General features: G+C 60.8%; 22 protein-coding genes and 1 tRNA gene. 16 read left to right on the top strand and 7 right to left on the bottom strand.

Translation table 11 applies throughout. From position 1 onward, the window contains the following. Nucleotides 1–104: 104 nt before the first annotated feature. The 7 genes from JC607_RS23355 to JC607_RS23325 all read left to right on the top strand — a co-directional run bounded on the left by JC607_RS23355 (nt 105) and on the right by JC607_RS23325 (nt 6,705). The gene (locus JC607_RS23355) at nt 105–377 is read left to right on the top strand and encodes a hypothetical protein (protein ID WP_198839137.1); all 273 of its coding nucleotides are present in this window, start codon (nt 105–107) and stop codon (nt 375–377) included. Between the two features lie 14 nt (nt 378–391). Continuing rightward, complete coding sequence (locus JC607_RS23350) at nt 392–1,135, top strand: hypothetical protein (protein WP_198839136.1); 744 nt, start codon at nt 392–394, stop codon at nt 1,133–1,135. 101 nt (nt 1,136–1,236) lie between these two features. After that, on the top strand, nt 1,237–1,464 hold the full coding sequence (locus tag JC607_RS23345) for an AlpA family transcriptional regulator (protein ID WP_198839135.1): 228 nt from the start codon (nt 1,237–1,239) through the stop codon (nt 1,462–1,464). Beyond that, nucleotides 1,457–3,733: a virulence-associated E family protein gene (locus JC607_RS23340; RefSeq protein WP_198839134.1), complete on the top strand. Its 2,277-nt coding sequence runs from the start codon at nt 1,457–1,459 to the stop codon at nt 3,731–3,733. Before JC607_RS23345 ends, JC607_RS23340 begins: the two co-directional genes overlap by 8 nt. A 956-nt stretch (nt 3,734–4,689) precedes the next feature. Continuing rightward, the gene (locus JC607_RS23335) at nt 4,690–5,946 is read left to right on the top strand and encodes a site-specific integrase (protein WP_198839133.1); all 1,257 of its coding nucleotides are present in this window, start codon (nt 4,690–4,692) and stop codon (nt 5,944–5,946) included. 44 nt (nt 5,947–5,990) lie between these two features. Further along, nucleotides 5,991–6,194, top strand: coding sequence for a hypothetical protein (locus JC607_RS23330; protein WP_198839132.1), 204 nt, complete (start codon nt 5,991–5,993; stop codon nt 6,192–6,194). Between the two features lie 103 nt (nt 6,195–6,297). Further along, complete coding sequence (locus tag JC607_RS23325; protein WP_198839131.1) at nt 6,298–6,705, top strand: hypothetical protein; 408 nt, start codon at nt 6,298–6,300, stop codon at nt 6,703–6,705. 29 nt (nt 6,706–6,734) lie between these two features. Here JC607_RS23325 and JC607_RS23320 read toward each other — a convergent pair whose 3' ends face one another. Further along, nucleotides 6,735–7,076 (bottom strand): helix-turn-helix domain-containing protein, encoded by a 342-nt coding sequence (locus tag JC607_RS23320; RefSeq protein WP_198839130.1) that lies wholly within the window; start codon nt 7,074–7,076, stop codon nt 6,735–6,737. 120 nt (nt 7,077–7,196) lie between these two features. Here JC607_RS23320 and JC607_RS23315 point away from each other — a divergent pair, with 120 nt between their 5' ends. From JC607_RS23315 to JC607_RS23300, 4 genes are all read left to right on the top strand, one after another. Continuing rightward, the gene (locus JC607_RS23315; protein WP_198839129.1) at nt 7,197–7,472 is read left to right on the top strand and encodes a hypothetical protein; all 276 of its coding nucleotides are present in this window, start codon (nt 7,197–7,199) and stop codon (nt 7,470–7,472) included. 24 nt (nt 7,473–7,496) lie between these two features. Then, entirely contained in the window at nt 7,497–7,913 is a 417-nt protein-coding gene (locus tag JC607_RS23310; RefSeq protein WP_198839128.1) for a hypothetical protein, read from the top strand. Beyond that, nucleotides 7,910–8,077, top strand: coding sequence for a hypothetical protein (locus JC607_RS23305; protein ID WP_198839127.1), 168 nt, complete (start codon nt 7,910–7,912; stop codon nt 8,075–8,077). Before JC607_RS23310 ends, JC607_RS23305 begins: the two co-directional genes overlap by 4 nt. Nucleotides 8,078–8,311: 234 nt before the next feature. Further along, nucleotides 8,312–10,012, top strand: a complete 1,701-nt coding sequence (locus JC607_RS23300) for an ATP-dependent endonuclease (protein ID WP_198839126.1) — start codon at nt 8,312–8,314, stop codon at nt 10,010–10,012. Nucleotides 10,013–10,174: 162 nt separating this feature from the next. Here the strand turns inward: JC607_RS23300 and JC607_RS23295 are convergent, their stop codons facing one another. Further along, a complete protein-coding gene (locus JC607_RS23295) occupies nt 10,175–10,657 on the bottom strand; it encodes an SMI1/KNR4 family protein (protein WP_198839125.1) in 483 nt (160 codons plus the stop codon). Between the two features lie 269 nt (nt 10,658–10,926). Here JC607_RS23295 and JC607_RS23290 point away from each other — a divergent pair, with 269 nt between their 5' ends. Beyond that, complete coding sequence (locus tag JC607_RS23290; RefSeq protein ID WP_198839124.1) at nt 10,927–11,121, top strand: hypothetical protein; 195 nt, start codon at nt 10,927–10,929, stop codon at nt 11,119–11,121. 188 nt (nt 11,122–11,309) lie between these two features. Here the strand turns inward: JC607_RS23290 and JC607_RS23285 are convergent. The 3 genes from JC607_RS23285 to lon form a co-directional block, all read right to left on the bottom strand. Further along, nucleotides 11,310–11,384 (bottom strand) — tRNA-Val (locus JC607_RS23285). Between the two features lie 12 nt (nt 11,385–11,396). After that, entirely contained in the window at nt 11,397–11,801 is a 405-nt protein-coding gene (locus tag JC607_RS23280; RefSeq protein ID WP_198839123.1) for an HU family DNA-binding protein, read from the bottom strand. Nucleotides 11,802–11,948: 147 nt separating this feature from the next. Beyond that, nucleotides 11,949–14,354 (bottom strand): endopeptidase La, encoded by a 2,406-nt coding sequence (gene lon, locus JC607_RS23275; protein ID WP_198839122.1) that lies wholly within the window; start codon nt 14,352–14,354, stop codon nt 11,949–11,951. A 306-nt stretch (nt 14,355–14,660) separates the two neighbouring features. Here lon and JC607_RS23270 point away from each other — a divergent pair, with 306 nt between their 5' ends. After that, entirely contained in the window at nt 14,661–15,599 is a 939-nt protein-coding gene (locus JC607_RS23270) for a hypothetical protein (RefSeq protein ID WP_198839121.1), read from the top strand. Between the two features lie 20 nt (nt 15,600–15,619). Here the strand turns inward: JC607_RS23270 and tgt are convergent, their stop codons facing one another. After that, nucleotides 15,620–16,750 (bottom strand): tRNA guanosine(34) transglycosylase Tgt, encoded by a 1,131-nt coding sequence (gene tgt / locus JC607_RS23265; protein ID WP_198839120.1) that lies wholly within the window; start codon nt 16,748–16,750, stop codon nt 15,620–15,622. Nucleotides 16,751–16,928: 178 nt separating this feature from the next. Between tgt and JC607_RS23260 the strand changes: the two genes are divergently transcribed. Genes JC607_RS23260 through JC607_RS23250 form a run of 3 tightly spaced genes read left to right on the top strand, consistent with a single transcriptional unit; the run spans nt 16,929 to nt 22,062 of the window. After that, complete coding sequence (locus JC607_RS23260; protein ID WP_198839119.1) at nt 16,929–17,549, top strand: TetR/AcrR family transcriptional regulator; 621 nt, start codon at nt 16,929–16,931, stop codon at nt 17,547–17,549. Between the two features lie 3 nt (nt 17,550–17,552). Continuing rightward, complete coding sequence (locus JC607_RS23255; protein WP_198839118.1) at nt 17,553–18,761, top strand: efflux RND transporter periplasmic adaptor subunit; 1,209 nt, start codon at nt 17,553–17,555, stop codon at nt 18,759–18,761. 10 nt (nt 18,762–18,771) lie between these two features. Beyond that, a complete protein-coding gene (locus JC607_RS23250) occupies nt 18,772–22,062 on the top strand; it encodes an efflux RND transporter permease subunit (RefSeq protein ID WP_198839117.1) in 3,291 nt (1,096 codons plus the stop codon). Between the two features lie 79 nt (nt 22,063–22,141). Here the strand turns inward: JC607_RS23250 and JC607_RS23245 are convergent, their stop codons facing one another. After that, a complete protein-coding gene (locus JC607_RS23245) occupies nt 22,142–22,534 on the bottom strand; it encodes a Fur family transcriptional regulator (protein WP_198839116.1) in 393 nt (130 codons plus the stop codon). Between the last annotated feature and the right edge of the window lie 891 nt (nt 22,535–23,425).

Below are 23,425 nucleotides of genomic sequence, written 5' to 3'. Positions count from 1 at the left end.
GCAGAGGGCCGCCTAACATGAGCACCTGACCGGAACAGAACCGGGACAGGTCCAGCTGCGCTCTACTCTTTGTCTTGGTTTCGCCAGTCTGCGCGGAGGAGGCAATGGCAGGGACAGTTCAAATCAGGGATGCTGTGATATGGTTTGCCCATATTTCAGGGGCGCCGCAGATTGTTCAGATGCTCGATGAACTTTCGCCGGGTCAGGAAGTGGTTCTGCTTGTTGACGGGTGGGAAGGCGCCTGGATCAGGATGATGGACGGTAAGAATGGTCGGCGAACCCGAGGGATAAGGCCCGGATCATCTGCAAACAGCCATTGGCGCACCCTTTATCCTGAGCAGCGCTACAGCAGCGTGACCATTAGTGGCGTATCTTAGTCGGGGGTGTCAAATTGCCACATTATCGAGATGTATACGGCTGCGAAGACGCTGAGTTTGATTGGGATCAACTGGAGGATCTGTTTTGTGACCTCCGGAGGGAGGTAAAAGGATGGATTATTGAAAGAGAGGAAGATGCCAAGTCGGAAAAGTACTTTAAATTAGATGGGGCTGATTCTGATAAGTACGGCAATAATTTCATAATACGGTATCGGGCGTCGGAAGACAGGTCGATGCTGCTCGGATTTCACGAGATGGCGCTCGAACATCTGGCCGTACTTGAGCGGCTTATTGAACAGGAGGAGTTGACACCAAACCTCCTGTACCATTGGGGCATTGTTTCTGCGTGTCACGGCTACCTTTTGAACAGCTCGCTCGCGCTCAGTTCTGATCTCACTGACGATGTTCGGCGAAAAAATGCTGGAAAGACGCAGAGCATCGACGCACAGCTCAAGTGGTATGTGCATTGGCGTCATTTTCATATTGAGAAAGGAAAGATGACGCCGAATGCGGCCATCGCGTCATTCAAAGGCCTCATCAATGACATCCTAAAGGATAAAGTAGAAGTCCCAGACGGATTTTCGAAGGAGTGGTTTGGACGATGCCTTGGTCGATCTGGTGAACTTACATCGACGATGCGTAGCCTAAAAGTTGGCAGCCCACGCTATCTACTTCTCCTGTCGAGCGCACGTCAGGAGGAACCTCGCATCCCCCGATTGTCCCCCCGGGCCTTCAAGAAAAAGGATGCCACCCCTTAGAGGTGGCACTCCTATCGAGATGAAATAGCACGCATTTTCCTGCACTAAGGTCACGTCGATGGCCATCGGCACCCACGTTCCCAGAACAGAGGATGCCGAAAATGACGCATACCATTTCCCCCGGCGCTCATGCCGAGCGCTACCTTTCCATCCCGGCTGCGGCACGGGTGCTGGGCATCCCCGCATCCACGCTGCGCCGGGCGATCAACCGCAATCTGCTGCCCTGCCACGCGCCGTTTTCGTCGCGCCGTCGGGTGCTGATCTCTGAGATCCGCGCCGCCATGCTGGCCTATGCTGCTCTGGCTGCGGAGGGTCGTGACAATGACTGACCTGACACTCGCGACCTTCCTGCCCGAGTACATCGGCACCGTATTCGGCACCGATTTCCCCGGCGTCCTTGTGCTGTGGGATAAGCAGACCAAGAAGTCGCGTCACTTCGATGCCGCTTCGGTGAATAAGCTGATTGAGGCCGCAGTTCAGGATGCACCGCGTCTCGACCTGTATATCGGCAATGCCACCCAGTCGGCAGATCTCGCCCCGGGTAAACGTGGCGGCAATGCTACCGTCGCTCAGGTGAGTGCGTTCTTCTTGGATGTTGATTTTACGAGCGAAAAGAACTCCTCGAAGAACTATCCGAAGGACGAGGAGGAAGCTCTCAGGATACTTGAGAACTTGAAGCATAAGCCCACGCTGATCCAGAACAGCGGCGGCGGGCTGCATGTGATCTTTGTGCTGAAAGAGCCGATTGTCTGCCGCACCGATGCGGATCGCAAACGCGCGCAGGGCTTCCTGAAAGCGTTTCAGGCCGAGGTCGCGGCACACTTCAAGGCGCATGACCGGGAGATTGACGATTGTTCAGACCTCGCCCGCGTTTACCGTGTACCGCTGACCTTCAACCATAAATACGGCGAGCCGCGCCCTGTTGAAGTGTTAAATTGGGATGCGGATGCGCGGGTTGATGTGGCGGATCTGAAGCTCGCGGAAGTCGTGACAGCGGGCAAATCGGAGCGCAAAGATTATCCGCCCGCCGATCACGACCTCATCTGCAAGCATTGCGCATGGTATGAACACCTTACCGGAGAAGGGGCCGCATCGGCATCAGAGCCGGATTGGACGGCAGGGGGCTCGATCACTGCCGCCTGCCTGAACGGTCGCGAGATATTCCTTGAGTACAGCGCGACGCATCCGAAATACGACCAACGGGAAGCCGAGCACAAGTTCGGTCATATCGAAGCCAATGTCGCGCCGCTCCGCTGCGATACGATTTCTGATCGCTTCGGTGGCGAGGAGTTTTGCAAGGCTTGCAAATTCTGGGAGAAAATAAAATCGCCGATACAGCTGGGCGACGAAAAACGCATCGCCCTGATTGAGCAGCGCGCTATCGCCACAGAGGAGGGCTGGCCGGACCAAATGAAAGACGGTCGTCCTCGCGCCAGTTTTCGCAATGCCATCCTTTGCCTGCTGCGCCTCGGCGTTGAGATACTTTACGATCTCTTCCGTTTGCGGATCAGCGTTTCCGGCGTGGCGGTGCAGGAATTTGCGGGCGACATGAATGACGACGCGCTTGCCTATCTGCGTAAGCGAGCCACCGATGCCTTTGGCTTTGATCCGGGAAAGGTCAATATCGGCGATGCGGCGCATACCATCGCACTGGATAACGCCTATCATCCGGTCCAGAATTATCTGGGCGGCCTCAAATGGGATGGCAAACCACGTCTTGAGCGTTTGCTTACGGACTATTTCGGCGCCGAGGATACGGCGCTGAACCGTGCCTTCGCTAAAGCGGTTTTTGTGGCTGCGGTGCGGCGGGTTCGCAAGCCCGGCACAAAATTCGACACGATGCTGGTTCTTGAAGGTCCGCAAGGCAGCGGCAAATCCTCTGCGCTCCGGATTCTTGCCGGTGTGGAGAATTTCTCCGACCAGAACATCATCGGGCTCGACCAGAAGGTGCAGGGCGAACTGCTTATGGGTGTTTGGCTCTATGAGGTGGCGGAACTCTCCGGGTTGAAGCACACGGATACCAATGATCTGAAAAGCTTCCTCTCGCGCGATACGGATCGCTTCCGGGCCGCTTATGCCCGGTTCACGACCAGCCATCCCCGGCAATGTGTGTTCATCGGCACGACCAACGATGACACCTATCTGAAGGATGTCACCGGCAACCGCCGCTTCTGGCCGGTACTGACCGGCGAGATTGACCTGAAGGCGCTGGAACGGGATCGCGATCAGATCTGGGCCGAAGCGTCCGAACTGGAAAAATCCGATTACTCACTCACCCTGCCGGAAACGCTCTGGAAGGATGCTGCCGAAGCACAGGCGAAACGGATGCCCCGTGACCCGTGGCTCGATCAGCTGGAAGTCATTCAGGAGCTTTCGGTCGTCAATGGCGAGGCGCGTGTCAGCACGAGCACCCTGTTCGGGCCGGGCAACCTGAATATTGCGCCCGGGCAGCGGCAGGATTTCCACAACAAACGTCTCGCGCGCGTCATGGGTGAACTCGGCTGGAGCGGCCCCGACACCCTGCGGATCAATGGCAAGGCGCATCGGGGGTATTCGCGCCCGGCACAACCGGGAACCGATGAGCCGCCCGAGTTCTGATCTGCGTTATGGGCGTTATGGGTGTGACATATCACGCTGCGGTCTGACCGCGCGCCGATAGCACCGGGGGGCGGGCAGATCTGCGTCGTCCCGACCTCCCGGATACCTATAACATATATAACACCCATAACGCCCCCCTAAATCTCAACCTCTCTCAAAATCAGGAGGGCATCATGCCTGTTATCAATATCGCCAACCAAACCTTTGCTACTCAGAAAGACCTGCATGCCTTTCTGGATCGCATCCGCACTTTGCCGGATCACGACGAATTCCGGGGGCTGGCCAATTAGGCGCCGGTTTCTGATATTCTTCTCGCGATCATCACGACCCGCCCGAAAAAATTGGCCGAACTTCGGGGGCGGAAAGTGATTGGCTGGACCCGTCGTAAGAATGGCCCGTATTGGGCTTTCCATGCTGAACTCGCCGATGGCTCGCTTTTGGATTTGGGTGTCAACAAGACCGACATCTCCGAGTTCGCGAAGCATTGGTGCGGCTGATCTTGCAGCCTCCCACGTTAACACCATTCGGTTGCCGCGACCCCGTGTTTGCGGGTCCCTGATTGCCGATACTCCCGCCCACTATGCTGGTCGCCTAGGGGGTATCTCGGCCCCGGGGCGGCGATCCCACCCTTCGCCCGTGTCACCGCCGCCCCGGCTCTCAGCGCCGCAGCTGCCCCGACATCTTCGTCGGTAGCGATGTAATCCTGCCCCGCGTCATGGGCCTTCGTCTGGCCCTCCGGTCGCCCTGATACCCGCCCGATAGGCCCGCCAGAGCCTCCCGAATGCCCTGCACGGCCTCCCGGCGCTCTTCCTGTCCATCGCCGCTGCCCGCGCCTTGTGGCGCGGTCATCACAAGGTCACTGTCTCGCCCGTTTTCGAGCGTTTTCAATGAATTGCGCGACATCTTCGGGCGTGTTTTCCTGATTTTGCCGCCAACAAACAAGGATCTGACCCGCCATGACCACCACCACCGTCAAACTCGGCATCTGGAACCGCAAGCGCCGCCTTGCCTCGGGCAAGGTCCAGTGCCAGCGCCTCCATTCCGTCAACTGGATGTGCCCCGAGACCGGCAAAAAGCGCCGTCTCTCCTTCGCCACCAAGCCAGAGGCCGAGGCCGAACGCGACCGCATCGTCGCCGCGATGAAAGGCCAGCGCTATTTTAATCCGAATGCCAACCCGACTGTTGCCGAGGCGGTCACCCACTGGCTCGGCGTCAAGACCCCCGACATCAAGCCCCAGACCCGCAAGACCTACGCGATCCTGACCCGCATCATCACCGGGCCGCTGCTGCAGGGCAGCCCGAAAGAGCGCGCGGTCTTCACCGAAACCGGCGTCAAACCGCATCGCGATGCCAAGATTTTGCAGATGCTCGGGCCGAAGAAGCTGAGCGAGCTCACCACTGCCGAAATTCGCGCCTGGCATGCCACCGTGCGCGAAGAAGTGGGCGAGTTCAGCGCGAAGGAGGTCAAGGGCATGCTGAAGTCGATCCTCGCGCTGGCGCAGGAAGATTTCGGGGTGCCCGTGCCGAATATGCCGAGCAATCTGACCCGCCGGAAGCAGAAGCCGAAGAAGTCGATCCTCGATCCCGGCGAGGTGGCGCAGCTGATCGACCATGCCAAATCCGACCCTGCGCGCGGCATCTTCTATGCCTTCCCCTTCCTGACCGGCGTCCGCGCCTCGGAACAGCTGGGGTTGTTGTGGGAGGATGTCGACTTTGACGCGGGCGTGATCCGGATCCGCCGGGTGCAGGAGCGCGATGGCAGCATGACGCTGGCGACGAAGACCGAGGCGGGCGAGCGCGAGATCCCGATCTGCGCCAGCCTGCGCAAAATGCTTCTGGAATGGAAGCTGATTTGCCCGCGCCTCGATGGCCGTCTTTACCGCGTCTTCTGCGGCCCCGGCCATCCGCGCGCCTGGCCGCAACGCCCCGAGGGCAGCGGCGCGGCGATCCTCTACAGCAACTTCCTGCGCCGCTATTGGCAGCCGGGGCTGAAGGCAGCAGGCGTTCGCTATGTCACGCATCACAGCGCGCGCCATTCCTTCGTCTCGACCCTGCAGGCGCAGGGGGTCGAGGTCGGTCTGGTGGCGAAGCTCGCCGGTCATGCCAATCCGGCGGTCACGCTGGGCCACTATACGCAGGCGGTGCGGGGCGGCGAGGGCGCGCTGCGGCTGCTCGACGAGGCCTATGGCGCGGTCGCCGGGGGCCTGCGCTGATGTCGGCGGCGATCACACCCGCGCCGGGGGGAGAGGGCGCTCCCGTGGCCCTCTCCGTGCCCCGTCCGGTGACCCTGCGATACCGTCTCACCGATACCCGGAGCGGCGAGGAGATCGATCTGCCCGCCGCCCGGATCGCGGTGATCCTTGGCATCGAGACCGGCTATATCGACTGGTGTATCGCCTGCGACGGCGCATTCGAGACCGGGGATTGGCGGGTCACCGTGGCCCTGCCGGAAGGGGTGTAGAGCTCTCCCCGTGTGGGGATGCTGAAGATAGGAGGGGGGCAGACGGGGCGGGCCGCAGTTTGAGCCCATTGCGGACGTTCGACCACGACGACATAGTGCGGCCATGACATCCAATCCTTCCCCACGCATTGTCGACCAGCGGGTTCGCAACCGCATCATGGAGGTGCTGGAAATTCTCGCTGGAGGGGACGAAAGTGTGCGCGAAGTTGGAGTAGGCAATTTTTTCGAATGGTTCTACGATTGGCTACCACATCGTGATGACGACCGGCAAAATTCCTGGGCACCTAACAGTGCAATTAGCGATGACGAATTGGTTGCCATCTCTGCGGTGCGCGCCCTTTTGGATGATGCCTGCGATGACACCGCGTCAGACATTACAGATGAGGAGTTGATTGCCTCAGGTTGGCCCTCCCGGCTGGAGCCAGCAGCCCTCAGCGCATTATTGCTTATGCAAAAACGGGGGCGCTTCAGCGAGGAAGCAGAGCAGCAACAACCGGGAAAGCAGGAATGACCGTTTCGTCCGCATAGCGGAACCCCTTTTCAGGCGCTGTCCAGCGCCTTCAACTGGCTGAGGGCGATCTTCATGCGCTCGTCGCTGAGGCCGCGCAGCAGCGCCGTCGCCTCGGCTTCCAGCCGCATCCGGTTCGGGCTCTTGTTCTCCACCGCCCCGGCCTCGGGGAAGAAATCCCGCAGTGGCACATCAAGCGCCCCGGCAATCGCCATCAGCGTGTCGAGCGCCGGGAGCGACTTCGCCCGCTCAATATTCGAGATCGCTTCTGCAGTGCGCTCGATGGCCTCGGCCAGCCGGGCCTGTTGCAGGCCGCGCGCCTTGCGGAAGGTCCGCACCTGCCCGGCGATGAAGTGTTTGAGATCGCTGTCCATGATGCCGGATTAGGCTTCATAGATTGACAGCATAAATCGATCATGCTTTGAATTTCCTAAATAATTGAAGCGTAGTTCTGATTTGTGAAAGTATCCGACATGAAGGCGATGAAATGGCTGATGATCGGCGCGACCGTGGCGCTCTCAGGCTGCGCCCCGGCAAAGAAGCTGGGGCCGTTGCCCGGTGACCCGGTGAAGGCCTGCCGCTCGGGTATCCGGGAAGCCTGCGCGCTGCTCGCCATGCAGCAAAACGCGATGCGCAACTTGCAGCAGCAGGCGGTGACGGCACCGGCATACCGGCCCGTTTATGTCTATGGGCCGCGCCCCGGCGGGCAGATGAATACCACCTGCCAGAGCTATACCGGCATCACCTACTGCAACTCGAACTACCAGTGAGGGGGCGTTAGGCGGGGAACAGCCATGAAAACGGTGAACAAGTTTCTCGGGGCGGCCGCATTCATTGGCGCGTTCGTACTCGCGCGCCATAGCGATGATTTTCTGCGCCGCATGGATTTCGACTGGCTGGTGCATAACCCCACTGCCTCGGGGCGGATCGGAGGTCCGATTGCGGACGCAATCCCCAAGGCGGCAGAGAATTGCCCGGCAGATAGCAGACCCGTGAGACGGATTGAGCTCACGCCGGAGCAGGCGGAAATCATCTTTGGCCCGCCATCGGAGCGAAAGCAGGCCGAACCTGCACCGGCACCCAGTGGAAAATGCCGCCCACGTAAGGTAATCACGCTGACGCCGGAGGAATGGAAGGCATTCATGTCACCAGAAGATTGGGAACGGGCCTTCGGCACCAAGTCCGCCGAACCGCAGGAGGCACAGCCATGAGCCCCGACACATTCCGCCTGATCCTCGCCACCTGCGCAGTCTGGCTCACCCTAGCCTGCCTTTTTCTCATCCAGCCGCTGGTGGCGATGGCCGCGCTGCTGTTTGCTGCCCTGTGGATCGTCGGCGCAGCCGTCTGGTGGGGCTGGAAATGGTGGAACCGATGAAGGGCAGATGAGTGGGGAGGCAGATCGACGTTTTGAGCCCATCACCGACACTCAGGCAGACTGCGGCAAGGCGCGCCTTTCGCTGCGGCAGCGGAAAACGCGGCCCGTAGCGGTCATTGGCGATCCCTAAGTGCGGGCGGCTTGCCTTCCCTTCGTCGAGCATTGAGGCCGCCATCACACAACACTTGCGAAAGTGAAGATTTTTTGAGTAGCTGGCAAGTAATAGAACTATTCATGGAAAGATTGCTGCCGAATATGCTGCTGGAACATCTGATATTCAAGAGCGGGCCTAAGCCAGAGTCGCCACCGCTGGAAATTGATCCGGGGCGCGTGACCGTATTTGTCGGCCCTAACAACGGCGGGAAGAGTTCCGCTCTTCGCGACATCACCAATGAATTCATCTTCAATCAGGCTCACAACCGACATGTGGTTTCTGAGGTGAGAATCACGAATATTACGAGGGAGCGCGCAGAGCAAAAGATTTCAAAATTCCGCGTTCCAGAAGTTGGACCAACACCCGAGCGGCGGATCTTCGTGCGCAGGAACATGGGTCGTCATGAGGTTAATGAGCAATATCTTCTTGATGACTTATTGACTCGATTCAATCGGCGGCAGCGCGATCAACACTCCAACCTGCAATACATTTCTCAGCATCTATTAAGTATGTTCGCGCTCAATCTGACGGGCGAGAGCCGTCTGGGGCTTGTAAATCAGTCTCCGGCACAAAGGCTGACCGATCCGGCCCAGTCGACGATCGCAGCTTTGTTCCAAGATGATGCTCTTCGACATGCTTTATCGGATATCATCTATGATTCGTTCCAGATGCACCTCGTGATTGATCCAACCGAGATGGGGTCATTCGCATATGCGTTGTCAGAAACGCGACCGCCTGCTGAGATCGAGCGCGCTTTTACTGATCAGGCCATCGAGTTTTTTCGAGATTCGCACCCTCTTTCCGCATCGAGCGATGGGACGAAAGCGTTCGTAGGTGTTCTGTCGGAGGTCATTGCGGGCGATGTGGAGGTTATAATCATTGATGAGCCGGAAGCGTTTCTACATCCCGGCTTAGCTTACACGCTTGGCAGGCAGATAGGGCTCAAAATCGGCGCAGACAAGCAGCTTTTCGCTGCGACGCACAGCCCGCATTTCCTAATGGGCTGCCTTTCAGCGGGCGCACCGATCGATGTTGTGCGACTCACACATCGGGCGGGAAGAGGAACGGCGCAGCTATTACCTGCGATGCGGCTCTCACAAATGATGAACGATCCCCTGCTACGATCTGTGGGGGTGGTGTCGGCTTTATTTTACGAATCGGCTGTAGTCGTTGAGGCGGACTCCGATCGCGCATTCTATGAGGAGATCAATAATAGATTAGATCTATATTCCCCGCCGAGCGTTCGCCATGCAACATTCCTCAATGCTCACAATAAGCAAACGGCCTCAGAAATCGTGGCGGAGCTACGCCAAGTTGGTGTCCCGTCAGCGCTGGTGGTTGACATCGACTGGATCAAAGAAGACGGGCAGGTCTGCACCAAGTACTTTAATGCGGCTGGCATACCAGAAGGACTGCGGCAAGGCCTAAGAAACACACGTCAAACCGTGAGAGCATATCTTAATGCCGCCAACCCTGATTATAAAAGACAGGGAGGGATCGACCTGCTAACTGGCGATGAGCTTGCTACAGCGGTAGCTTTTTTCAACCAGATGGAGACCTATGGCCTGTTCACGGTGCGTACTGGGGAACTTGAATCATGGCTACCCCATTTGAACTGTCACCGTAATAAATCTGTCTGGCTGGGGGAGATGTTCGCAGCACTGGGATCGGACCCATCCCTTGCCGCATATGTCAGACCGGCACAGGATGATGTGTGGGAATTTTTACGGAATATAGCCGCATGGGTCTCAAATACAGATAGACTGGGAATGGGAACCTAAGTTGTTGAACAGTCGTACGGGCCTTTTCCACCCGACGGGTCGGTCCGGAGGCAATGCTACGCTTCGTCACGTAGCGCCTGCTAACGGCGGCTTTGTCCCGCATAGCTGCCACGGCTGGCCCGGTCCAGCGCCGCTGGCGGAACGCCGCGTCAAGATCAACGCTTAATCACTCCGCAACACCCCAACAAATTCATTAAAGCTATTTGACACCTTTACGGGATTAATTTCAGTGGCATTACCAGCCTCATAGTTTATATTCTCATGATCTAAAAAATACACACCATCATCCCTACCGTGCATCAAGAGCAAATCCCCCGTAGCAGTGGATGCGAACACAAAATAGCCGCTTTCCGATGCGACTTTTTCCCCTATGTCATAGTACTCAGCCAAATTCCATCGGGTGACGAGATTGGCATAATCGGGGCCATCGTGAATTCCATACATGCCATGGATACGACCATCGACACCTCCGCTAAATACAAAGCAATCATTTTTAAATTTTCCACCGTTGTAAGTTTTAAGGTAATTTCTATATTGATCATGAAAGATACATCCAATTGTGCCCTCCAGATGCGCGATGCGTTCTTCAGATGTTTCCCCAAATGGGTTTGGTTTAATTATTTCATTATCGAATATGTATTTCATTTACTTCCCCTCACGAAAAATTATCTGAATAGGCGACTGACTGAGCGACCGCTTCGTCCCGCAAAGCGGACCCCACGGCCAAGTGTAGCGCGTGTAGGTGATGCAGGCGATTCCCGGCCCGATACCGCCGGGGCACCCCGTACCTTGCCGTAGCCATTGTCCCTCGACTGCCACATATTTCCGGCAAACCGCAGCGCCCCATTTTGTGCGACATCTCTTCAGCCTGCTAATTTTTCATCATAAATCGGGGCGAAGCAGGAGCCGCAAAGATGACGAAGAACAAGACCGTAGGCGCAACATGGGCCACCGTGACCTTGGCGATGCCGCAGCTTGTCGAATGGCAGATCGAAGGCGATACCGCGCCGCAGGCGGGCAGCAGCCTGCGCGACTTCGTGACGGCGCTGGCGACGGTCATCGAAGGGCGCGATACCGTGTTTCGGGTGAATCTGCTGCTCAGCCTGTGATGAGGATCGGCCTTCGATTCGAGCGGTATGCCGGACAAGGGGGTGGTGACCGTGTCGGCGTGCCTGCCCCAAAATCCGGTGACCGCGTGGTGACCGCGTGACGTCTTCGGGGTATCTCCGAAGATGTCGGCAGGCAAAGAAAAAGGCGCTAAGGGGTTGTTAAACCTGCCTTAGCGCCATCGGAAACATGGTGGGCGATAACGGATTTGAACCGCTGACATCTTCGATGTGAACGAAGCGCTCTACCGCTGAGCTAATCGCCCGGTGAGGGGCTTTTAGCTATCCTCTCCGTCCTCCGCAAGAGGCTCTTTCCCGCTTGCCTCTTTCTTTTGTCCGGCGTTCTTAACTTTGACTGTCAGAACCGCCCCGCCCGATTTATCCGATGATTTCACCACCTTGAGCCTGCCGAGACCGGGCAGGTTCAGCTCTTCTCCGGCCGCAAGCGCGGCTCCAAGCACTGCCAGAACAGCCTCGGACACTTCACGCTGCGTCTTTTTCGGAGCATCGCTCTGCTCCGCCACACGGACCAGCAGATCCTTGAGCTTCAGCCCCGCCGATTTCACGCGGGCCTCTTCACCGGCCTTGTCAGCCGGCGCAGCCGGGGCTTCTGCCGCTTTGGCGGGCGGCGCCTTTCTGGCCGGGGTCGCCTTCGGTTTCACCGCAGTCTTAAGCGCTGGCATGGCCAAGTTCCCGCATATGTTGCATCTGCACCGAGCTTATCCATCCGCCCCTTGGCCCGCCAATGAAATTGCAGCGCCGCAAAAACAAAACGGCGCGGCAGGTGGGGCCTGCCGCGCCGTCTTTGCTGTCAGCCGCTCAGGCCGGGATCAATGCGCGACCTGTGCACGGTCGCGGCTTTCGGCCGCGCGGGCGGCGGCGGCGGCCTCTTCGGCGGCCTCATCCCAGTCAACCGGCTCGGGCTGACGGGTCAGGGCGCGGGCAAGAACCTCACGCACATGGGTCACGGGAACGATCTCCAGGCCCTCTTTCACATTGGCCGGGATCTCGGCGAGATCCTTCTCGTTCTCTTCGGGGATGAACACCGTGCGGATGCCACCGCGAAGTGCCGCGAGCAGTTTCTCTTTCAGCCCACCGATCGGCATAGCATTGCCACGAAGCGAGACCTCGCCCGTCATTGCAATGTCCTTCCTGACCGGAATACCGGTCAGCGCCGACACAATCGCCGTCACCATTGCGAGACCGGCCGAGGGACCATCTTTAGGTGTCGCGCCATCCGGCACGTGGACATGGATGTCCACCGTGTCGAATTTCGGCGGCTTGATCCCCAGCTGCGGGCTGATCGAGCGCACATAGGACGAGGCCGCGTCGATGGATTCCTTCATCACATCGCCGAGCTTGCCGGTCGTCTTCATACGGCCCTTGCCGGGCAGTTTCAGCGCCTCGATATGCAGCAGATCACCGCCCACGCTCGTCCAGGCAAGCCCCGTCACCACGCCGACCTGATCTTCCTTCTCGGCCAGACCGTAGCGATAACGCTGCACCCCGAGATATTCCTCGGATTTTGCCGTGGTCACGTCGACTGATTTCGCCTGACCTTTCAGGATCTCGGTCACCGCTTTACGTGCCAGTTTCGCGATCTCACGCTCGAGGTTCCGGACGCCCGCCTCCCGCGTATAATGGCGGATGACATGGTTCAGCGTCTCGTCGGAAACGGCGAATTCGCCCTTCTTCAGACCATTGGCCTTGACCTGCTTCGGCAGCAGATATTGTTTGGCGATCTCGCGTTTCTCGTCTTCGGTATAGCCCGAAAGCGGGATGATCTCCATCCGGTCGAGAAGCGGCCCCGGCATATTGTAAGAGTTCGCCGTGGTGATGAACATCACGTTCGAGAGGTCATATTCGACCTCGAGATAGTGATCGACGAAGGTGCCGTTCTGTTCGGGGTCAAGAACCTCAAGCAGCGCGGATGCCGGATCGCCCCGGAAATCCTGGCCCATCTTGTCGATTTCATCGAGCAGGATCAGCGGGTTGGTGGTTTTCGCCTTTTTCAGCGCCTGGATGATCTTGCCGGGCATCGAGCCGATATAGGTCCTGCGGTGACCGCGGATCTCGGACTCGTCACGCACGCCGCCCAGGCTGATGCGGATGAATTCGCGGCCCGTGGCTTTCGCGACCGAACGGCCAAGCGAGGTTTTCCCCACGCCGGGCGGGCCGACGAGGCAGAGGATCGGGCCCTTGAGCTTCGTCGCCCGCGCCTGAACGGCGAGATATTCGACGATGCGTTCTTTGACCTTTTCAAGACCATAGTGATCGCTGTCCAGCACCTTCTGAGCCGCCGGCAGGTCTTTCTTGGTGCGCGACTTCACGCCCCAGGGAACGCCCAGGAGCCAGTCGAGATAGTTCCTGACAACGGTCGCCTCTGCCGACATCGGCGACATCGACTTCAGCTTCTTGACCTCGGCTTCGGCCTTTTCCTTTGCCTCTTTGGACAGCTGGGTCTTTGCGATCCGCGCTTCCAGTTCGGCAATCTCGTTCTGGCCGTCCTCGCCGTCGCCAAGCTCCTTCTGAATGGCCTTCATCTGCTCATTCAGGTAGTACTCGCGCTGCGTCTTCTCCATCTGGGTCTTGACGCGGGTCTTGATCTTCTTCTCGACCTGGAGGACGGAAAGTTCGCCCTGCATCTGGCCGTAGACCTTCTCAAGCCGCTCGGCGATCACCAGCGTCTCCAGAAGATCCTGTTTCTGCGCCACATCAATCCCGAGATGCCCGGCCACCAGATCCGCCAGCCGCGCCGGTTCGCGCGTGTCGGAAACCGCAGCCATCGCCTCTTCGGGGATGTTCTTCTTGATCTTGGCGTAGCGTTCAAACTCTTCGCCAACGGCGCGCAGCAGCGCATCGACCGCTTCCTGATCGCCGGTCTCTTCTGAGAGCGGCTCGACGCTTGCCTCGAAGTAAGACGGGTTGTCGATGAAATCGGTGATTTTCACCCGCGACTTGCCCTCGACCAGCACCTTCACGGTGCCATCGGGCAGTTTCAGGAGCTGCAGCACATTGGCAAGCACGCCGGTGCGATAGATCCCTTCCGGCGAAGGGTCATCCACGGTCGGGTCAAGCTGACTGGACAGGAGGATCTGGCGATCATCCTGCATCACCTCTTCCAGCGCCCGCACCGATTTTTCCCGGCCCACAAACAGCGGCACGATCATATGGGGAAAGACCACGATGTCGCGGAGCGGCAGGACGGGGTAAGTGGAGGTTCTGATATCGCTCATCATTCATCCTTCATTTCGGCAGACAGTGCGGCCCCGGGTATCGGCAGCCATCGCCATCTCCATCGGATCGCCTGTTAATCTGTGTTGACCACAGTATGAATTCAAGTCTCCCCCCTCTCGCGGGGTCAGCAAGGCAGAATAGCGTGCGGGCATGGCTCTGCAAGAGGGGTTGGCATCCGAAATGGCGAAGTCACCCGGAACTCCATCCCCACCAAAGCCCGTGGCGGGACATTTTTTCCCTGTTCGCGCCACATCATCGCCCGGAAGCCGGATAACAAAAAGGTGACACCAACCAGGAGCCGGGCCATGCTCAGGCGGATCATTCACCAATATAAGCGCATGCTCTTCGGCGGCACCCTGCTGACCCTGACGCTTTGCTTTGCGCTTTATGCGATGGACCAGTTCGACGCGGGCATGGTCGAGAGACTGCAAACGTCAGAGGGGCTGATCACCATCGCGATCCTCAGCTTTGGCTTTATCGCCCTGTGCACCGCGCTTCTTGCGGCTTTCGCGCCGCGCTTTCTCGACGCGATCGAGGTGCTGCTCATCTCCCTCGCCCTGACGGCGCTGATCGTCACGGTTCTGGAACGGATCATGCCACCGCTGATGGCGCTGATCGGTCCAAATCTGCCGAAGCCGCGCGACCTGACCCATTGGGGCGAGGTTGCAGGCTGGGCGGAATGGAGCATCCTCTTTGCCTGTTTCTGTCTTGTTTGTCGTTTTTCAATCGGCCCCTGCCCGGGTTGGATGCGCAGCGATGCAGGCCCTTTTCGCGGGCGTTTTACTTCGCCAGAGCCACCGGAAGAGGCGTGGAAGCTGCTTTACCCGCTGCCTGGACAGCTGGACCGCTATTTTTACCCCGAAAGCACCGTCAGCGCCGCGCCCGAGGGGATCGGTGCCGATTTCATGCTTCAAAGAAAAGGCGATTTCCCGCATCTGGTCACGGTTCACGATTATATGCCGGGACGGCAGATCAGCATGGAAGCTCAGTTTTGGGATCCCGATGGGAAAACGGCCCTCAGAACGCTCGGCGGCACATTGTTTTTCAAGGTCAGTCCCGGCCCGGATGGAGGGAGCGAGATTTCATGGCAGGAAACCGTTCGCGGCGCATATCCGATGCTGCGCCTCGGCCTGGCGCTGAGCTGCATCGCCCGCGAGGTGAATGACGGCTACGCCGCACGGGCAAACGGGCGCCCGGACCGCTCCCTGCTCGCCACAGGAGCCCCGCAAATGCCGCCGCGCTGAAGTTTACAGCCGGCACCAGTTCAGAGCGGCTCGATATCACCCTCTGCGCGTTTGGCGTGGAAGCCGGCAACGAAGGAGGACAGCTGCCCTGCCCCGATGGCGTCCCTCAGGCCCGCCATCAACTCCTGGTAATAATGCAGATTGTGCCAGGTCAGCAGCATCGAGGCGATGATTTCCTGGCTGCGCAGCACGTGATGCAGATAGGCGCGGGAATAGTTGCGGCAGGCCGGGCAGGTGCAAGCCTCGTCCAGCGGGCGCGGGTCGTCCTGGTGGCGGGCGTTTTTGATGTTCACCTGGCCGCGCCGCGTCCAGGCCTGGCCGGTGCGCCCTGACCGGGACGGCAGCACGCAATCCATCATATCGATGCCGCGCTCCACCGCGCCGACGATATCGTCGGGTTTGCCGACCCCCATCAGGTAACGCGGCTTGTCCTGCGGCAGGAACCCGGGCGCGTAATCGAGAACGCCGAACATCGCCTCCTGCCCCTCGCCCACCGCAAGGCCGCCGACCGCATAGCCATCAAAGCCGATCTCTGTCAGGGCTTTGGCGGATTCCTCGCGCAGATCGCGGGTGACGCCGCCCTGCATGATCCCAAAGAGCGCATGTCCGGGCCGGTCGCCAAAGGCATCGCGCGAGCGCCGCGCCCAGCGCATCGAGAGCCGCATGGATTTCGCGACCTCTTCCTCGGTCGCCGGCAGCGCCGGGCATTCATCGAAACACATCACGATATCCGATCCCAGCAGCTTCTGGATCTCCATCGAGCGCTCGGGCGAGAGCATGTGTTTCGATCCGTCAACATGGCTGGAAAACGTCACGCCTTCTTCGGTGAGCTTGCGCAGACCCGCGAGGCTCATGACCTGGAAGCCGCCGGAATCGGTGAGGATCGGCTTTTGCCAGTTCATGAATTTATGCAGCCCGCCAAGCCGGTCGATCCGTTCCGCCCCGGGGCGCAGCATCAGGTGATAGGTATTTCCGAGCAGGATATCCGCCCCGGTCGCGGCAACCGAGTCCGGCATCATCGCCTTCACCGTCGCCGCCGTGCCGACCGGCATGAAAGCTGGCGTGCGGATATCACCACGGGGCGTATGGATCACCCCCTGCCGCGCCGCGCCATCTGTCGCCTTCACCTCGAACGAGAACCGCTCCTGCATCACCATCTCCTGCCGCATCCTGAGCCCGCCTGCGGATTTTCGCCCGTCTCCGGCCCATATGGGCGGCTTCTGCCACAGTCCGGCAGGATTTGCACTTGCAGAGTCGCTCGCGGCCTGCATTATGAGAATGAACGTTCATTCACACCCTGCCCCTCCTATTGCCGCAAGAAAGCCCCTGATGGAATCCCCTGCCGCACCCGCCCCCGGTCCTGGCGCGATCCAGCCCCGCAGCGCCGGGATCCTTACCGCGATCCGCAGCACCTTTGCTGCGAAAGGCTTTGACGGCACGTCGATGAATGACCTCGCCCGCGCCGCCGGGATGAGTGTCGGTAATTTCTACCGCTATTTCCCGTCGAAAACCGCGATCGTCGAAGCGCTGGTCGCCCAGGATGTCGATGAGGTGCGCGCGCAATTCGAAGCCGTGCTGATGGCGCCCGACAAGATGGCGGCGCTGCGCGCTGGCATCGCGCAGCATCTGGAAGAGACCGGCCCGGATGACTGCCGGCTGGCGGCTGAGATCTCGGCGAGCGCGCTCCGGCAATCCGAGATTTCAACGGCCTGTCTGCGGATGGAAGAAACCGTCTGCGACATGCTGCTTGAGGTTTTCGCCGCTGTCTCCGGTCTTGCACCAGAGATCTGCCGCGCCCGTTTCAGCTCGCAGGCCCGCTTTGTGGTCCTGGTGCTGCGCGGCTATGGCCAGCGCTCTGACCTCAGCCCCGACCCGACGCTGTCCCGGCTCATCCGGCGCAGCATTGACCAGATCCTTGACGATATCCCCCTCGCTCCTGCTCACGGTTGACCGATGCGCCAGCTTCTTGCGATTGCCGCCCTTGCCGCCCTGCCCGCATTCCCGCTGCTGGCTGAAGACCAGCCCGAGACCGAAATTGCCCTGCCGGCGATCCATGTCACCCCGGTCACGATGCAGGATCTGACCGAGCGCCTGATCGTCACCGGGCTGATCGCTGCGGTCGAAGAGGTCCAGGTACAGCCGCTGATCGAGGGCCAGCCCATCGAGGAACTGCGCGCCGATATCGGCGATTATGTCGAAACCGGCGCGGTGCTGGCGGTGCTGTCCTCATCGTCGCTCGACCTCCAGCGCGCGCAAAGCCTTGCCGGTCTGGCCCAGGCGAAGGCGGCGATTGCCCAGTCTGAGGCGCAGCAGATCGAGGCCCGCGCCGCGCGGGACGAGGCAAAACGGGTCTCTGAGCGCACCGCCCGGCTTGAAGCCCAGGGCACCGCGACTTCAGCCGCGTCCGACAGCGCGGCGGCGTCGCTCCAGGCGGCCGAAGCGCGGGTTGATCTGGCGCATGAGACCCTGGCGGCCGCAAAGGCGCAGGCCGATCTGGCGGCGGCGCAGCTTGCCAATGTCGATCTCATGCTGACCCGGACCGAGGTGAAAGCCCCCTATGGCGGGCGCATCACTGCAAGGAATGCCACCATAGGCGCGGTCGCCTCGGCGCAAGGGGCGCCGATGTTCGTGCTGGAAAAAGACGGCGCGCTGGAATTGCGCGCCGATGTGCCAGAGGCCGCGCTGCCCGCTTTGCGCCCCGGCCAGCCCGCCCGCCTGCGCGCCGCCGGCCTCTCCGGCCCCCTTGACGGCAGGATGCGCCTGATCGAGCCCGCCATCGACACCACCACCCGCCAGGGCCGCGCACGGATCAGCCTACCGCCCGAGCCCGCGCTCAGGGCAGGCATGTTTGCCGAGGCGACGATAACGCTGGCCCAGGATCACCTCGCCGCCGTGCCGCTTTCGGCGATCAGCAGCAAAGAGGGTGGCGAGATGCTCCTGCGGGTACGGGATGGGATCGTTGAAGAGATGCCGGTCGTTGTGATGATCCGCGATCAGGGGCTTGCAGGGCTTGCTGCGGGCGATCTGCGCCCCGGAGATCTGGTCATCACCCGCGCCGGCGCCTTCATCCGCCCGGGCGAGAAGGTCAATCCGGTCACGGAAGCCTCACCCGCCGCAGATCCGGCTCCCAAAGATCCGGGCAACCAGGATCAGGTGCAGTGAGGGATATCAGATGAATTTCTCCGCCTGGGCGATCCGCAACCCCGTCGCGCCCATCCTTGCCTTTGTGCTGCTGATGGCGCTTGGCTGGCAAAGCTTCAACAGACTGCCGATCACGCGCTTTCCCAATATCGATCTGCCGCTGGTCTCGGTCACCGTCGCCCAGGCCGGCGCGGCACCTGCCGAGCTGGAAACCCAGGTCAGCAAAGAGATCGAGGATGCCGTCGCCGGGCTGAACGGGGTGAAGAATGTCACTTCGAATATCTCGGACGGGCTTTCGACCACGATGATCGAATTTCGCATGGAGATACCGACAGAAACGGCGGTCCAGGACGTCAAGGATGCGATTGACCGCATCACCGGTGATCTGCCCGCCGATGTCGAGGCCCCCATCGTCACCAAGGTCGATGTCGAAGGTCAGGCGATCCAGACCTTCGCGGTTTCCTCCTCCGCCATGACCATCGAGGAATTGTCCTGGTTCACCGATGATACGCTGACCCGCGCGTTGCAGGGCCGTCCGGGCGTGGGCCAGGTCAGCCGCTATGGCGGGGTTGATCGCGAGATCCGTGTCGATCTCGACCCGCTGCGCCTTGGCAGCTACGGCATCACTGCGCTTGCGGTCAGCCAGCAGCTGGCGCAGACCAATGCCGATCTCGGATCGGGCAAGACCGAATTCGGCGGTGGCGAACAGGCGATCCGCACGCTGGGGAACCAGCAGACGGTGCAGGGCCTGGCGGATGCGACCATCGCGCTGCCGAATGGCCGTTTCGTCCGCCTCGCCGATCTGGGCGAGGTCCGCAACGGTTACGGCGATCCGCAGAGCTTTGTGCGCCAGGACGGCAATCCGGTGGTGGCGCTGGCGGTCTACCGCTCGAAAGGCGCGTCCGAGGTCTCGGTCGCGGCCACCGTGGCAGAGGCGCTGACCCGGGTGCGTGCAGATCACCCGGAGGTGCAGATTTCCCTGATCGACGATCAGGTCTATTATACCCAGGGCAATTATCAGGCAGCGCTTGATACGCTGATCGAGGGCTCGATCCTTGCGGTTCTGGTCGTGCTGGCCTTTCTCAGGAACTGGCGCGCGACCTTTATCGCCGCCGTCGCGCTGCCTTTGTCGGCCGTGCCGACCTTCCTTGTGATGGATATGATCGGCTTTTCGCTGAACCTCCTTTCCTTCCTCGCGCTGACGCTGGCGACCGGAATCCTCGTCGATGATGCCATTGTCGAGATCGAGAATATCGCACGCCATATGCGGATGGGGAAATCGCCCTGGCGCGCCTCGATTGATGCGGCGGATGAGATCGGCCTCGCGGTGATTTCGACCTCTGCGACGATCATCGCGGTTTTCGTGCCGGTCTCTTTCATGCCCGGCATTCCCGGACAGTATTTCATGCAATTCGGGCTGACGGTCGCGGTCGCGGTGTTCTTCTCACTGCTGGTTGCGCGGCTGATCACGCCGATGATGTCGGCCTATATCATGCGCCCGCGGGATGCCGAAGCCCATACGGATGACCATCGGGATGGCCCGGTGATGCGCTTCTATATGCGGCTTGTGCGGCTGAGCACCGGCCCGGCCCGCATGGGCCGCTGGCGCTTTCTCGCCCGCTATCTGACGCTGATCTTTGCCATCGTGCTGGTGACCGGCTCGGTGATCGCCATGTCGCGGATCCCCGGCAACCTCTTCCCGCCCGATGACGAAAGCCGCTTCACCATCTCGGTCGAACTGCCGCCCGGCTCGGGCCTTTCTGAAACCGACCGCGTCACCGAAGCGATGCGCGCGGCCATCGCCCCGACCGAAGGCATCGAGCATATCCTCGTCACCGGCGGCGCCTCGCCTCTGGGCGACCGCGAACTGCGTCGCGCCACCATCACCGTGCTGCTGGAACGCCGCGATGTCAGCCTCCTGCGACGGCTCTCAGACGTGGCCGGCCAGCTGCCGCTGATCGGATCCTGGGCGACACTGCCGCCCTCTGACACCCGCACCCGCCCCCAGGACGTGATCGAGGCCGAAGTCCTGACCCGCCTCGCCGCGATCCCCGATATCCGCGCCTTCAAGCTCGGCGGCCCCGGAGGCCCGGGCGGCCGCCCTCTCGCCTATGACATCCTCTCGCCGGACGCAGACACGCTGTCCAAAGCCATCGAAGAGCTGGAAAGCGCGCTGGCCGGCGAGCCGCTCCTGATGAATGTCTCGACCGAGGCCACGCTGCCGCGCCCCGAGATCCGCGTCACGCCCCGCCTTGACGAGGCCGCACGGCTTGGCGTCACCACCGGCGCCATTGCGGCCACCCTGCGCACCGCCACCATCGGCGATTTCGACGCGGCGCTTGCGAAACTCTCGATCGGCAATCGCCTGATCCCGATCCGGGTGCGGCTGAATGACGAGGCGCGCGGCGATCCGGACCGGCTGGCCGCGCTGAAGGTGCAGACCGCGACCGGAGTATTGGTGCCGCTGGCCTCGGTCGCCGATATCACCATTTCGCAGGGCCCGGCGCAGATCAAACGGCTGAACCGGCTCCGGGTCGCGCAGATCGGCGCCGACCTCGCCCCCGGGGTTGCGCTCGGCGATGCCACCGCCCGGTTCGAGGCACTGACCTCGGCGCTCGACCTGCCAGACGGCGTCATCCTGCGCCCCTCGGGCGATGCCGAGATCCAGGCCGAACTCCTCGACAGTTTCGCCAATGCGATGATCATGGGGCTGATGCTGGTGCTGTCGGTGCTGATCCTTCTGTTCCGCTCGGTCATCCAGCCTGTCACCATCCTTGCCTCGCTGCTCCTCTCGGTCGGAGGCGTTGCCATCGCCCTGATCATCACCAACAATCCGGTCTCGATGCCGGTGCTGATCGGCATTCTGATGCTGATGGGGATTGTCACGAAAAACGCCATCCTGCTGATCGATTTCGCCATCGAGATGCGCGCGCGCGGCATGGAGCGGATCGCCGCCGTGGTCGAGGCCGGCCATAAGCGTGCCCGCCCCATCGTCATGACCTCGATTGCGATGTCGGCAGGGATGCTGCCTTCGGCGCTCGGTGTTGGCGAGGGCGGAACCTTCCGCGCACCGATGGCCATCGCGGTCACCGGCGGCATCATCGTCTCAACGATCCTCAGCCTCGTGATCGTGCCGGCCTTCTACCTGATCATGGACGATATCTCGCGCCTCTTCGCCCGGATCTTCGGCCGCCTGATCGGGAGCCCGGAGCGCGAACCAGAGGCCCCCGCCCCCGAGGACCTCGCCGCCCGCATCGAAAGCCTCTCGGCAAGGCTCGAGAGTCTCACCCCAGCGCCGCGCCGCAATCATGCCGCGGAATAGCCCTTCCTCCTGACCCAAATACTCCGGGGGGAGGCCGAAGGCCGTGGGGGGCAGGCCCCCCACTCCCCGGCCAAACCCCTCACACCTTGCGGCAATACAGCTCCAGCCGGTGATGGACGATTTCATAGCCCATCTCGGCGGCGATCCAGCGCTGCAATTCCTCGATCTTCTCACTGTGGAATTCGATGATCTCGCCACTGTCGAGATCGAGGATATGATCGTGATGCCCCTGGGCCGCGACCTCGAACCGGGCCGAGCCGTTTTCAAACGAATGGCGATGGATCACACCCTCGCGTTCCAGCACGGTCAGCGTCCGGTAGACCGTCGCCAGAGACACCGTATCATCGATCACCTGCGCGCGGCGATGCAGCTCGGTCGCATCCGGATGATCGGCGGATTCGGTCAGGACCCGGACCAGCGCCTCACGCTGCCGGGTCACCCGCACCCCGCCATCGCGGAGCGCCTGGGTCATTCTCGCGGCCTGACTGGCCGCCTGATCGGAATGTTTTGCTTTCATGCCCGGATTTTAGCATGCACGTTCTCAGATGGGAACCGCAGTTGAGAATCCATCCACAGCTTCCTCGCCACCCGGGCGGAGGCTCTGTGGAAACTGCCTGTCCGTGACAGGTGAAGTCTGGTGTTTGGTGGGGCGCGCCGAATTTTCAGGCCCAGGCTGTGGATTTCGGGAAACGGCTTCGCAAGCGGGCGTTCCGACCGCAAATCTGCCGTCGGCGCCGCCGGATCCACTCTGGATCGCGTGCATCAGCCCTCCGATCCCGATCAGCGGGATCATGCGTCTGATAATCTGGGCGAGGACGTTGCGTGCCATGTCGCTCCCCCCTCTTTTCAGGCCGCGCGTCAGGACATGGCTGTGCGCCATCCAGGCTTCGAGGGTGCCGAAAGGGATGCTCAGCCTTTGACCCGCGAACCCGCATCGGTGCAGCGGGGCCGCGCCACCTGGCGTTCGACGCATCGATAAGATGCTCGTGCTCCCACCGTGAGACCCGGCGCTCATCTCCCGCTATGCAGCGATCCTTCAGAGCCCCCCCTTGCATGCGTTGGTCCAGTATAGCTGCCTCATGGCAGGCCAGGATCTCGCGGGCGCTGAAGTAGCCCTTATCGGCAGGAATGTGCATCTCCTCCAGCTCCGGCACATCCCTGGCCTGCTTCCCCATCCGTGTCAGAGGATCCCGGTCATAGCCCTGGGTGGCGACCTCCTGGGTCACGATCAGATGGGGCTCGGCATCGATAACGCTTTGAACATGATAGCCAACATGCCCGCTGTGCTGTGCGCGGGCAGCCATGGCGCGCGCGTCGGGATCGGTCAGGGATATCTGGCCGTCCGGCGCATCATCCAGGGCCT

This window comes from Paracoccus sp. IB05 (assembly GCF_016405985.1).
Taxonomy (GTDB): Bacteria; Pseudomonadota; Alphaproteobacteria; order Rhodobacterales; family Rhodobacteraceae; genus Pseudogemmobacter.
The sequence above is the reverse complement of the archived record's forward strand: the minus strand, read 5'-3'. Positions and strand labels throughout refer to the sequence as shown.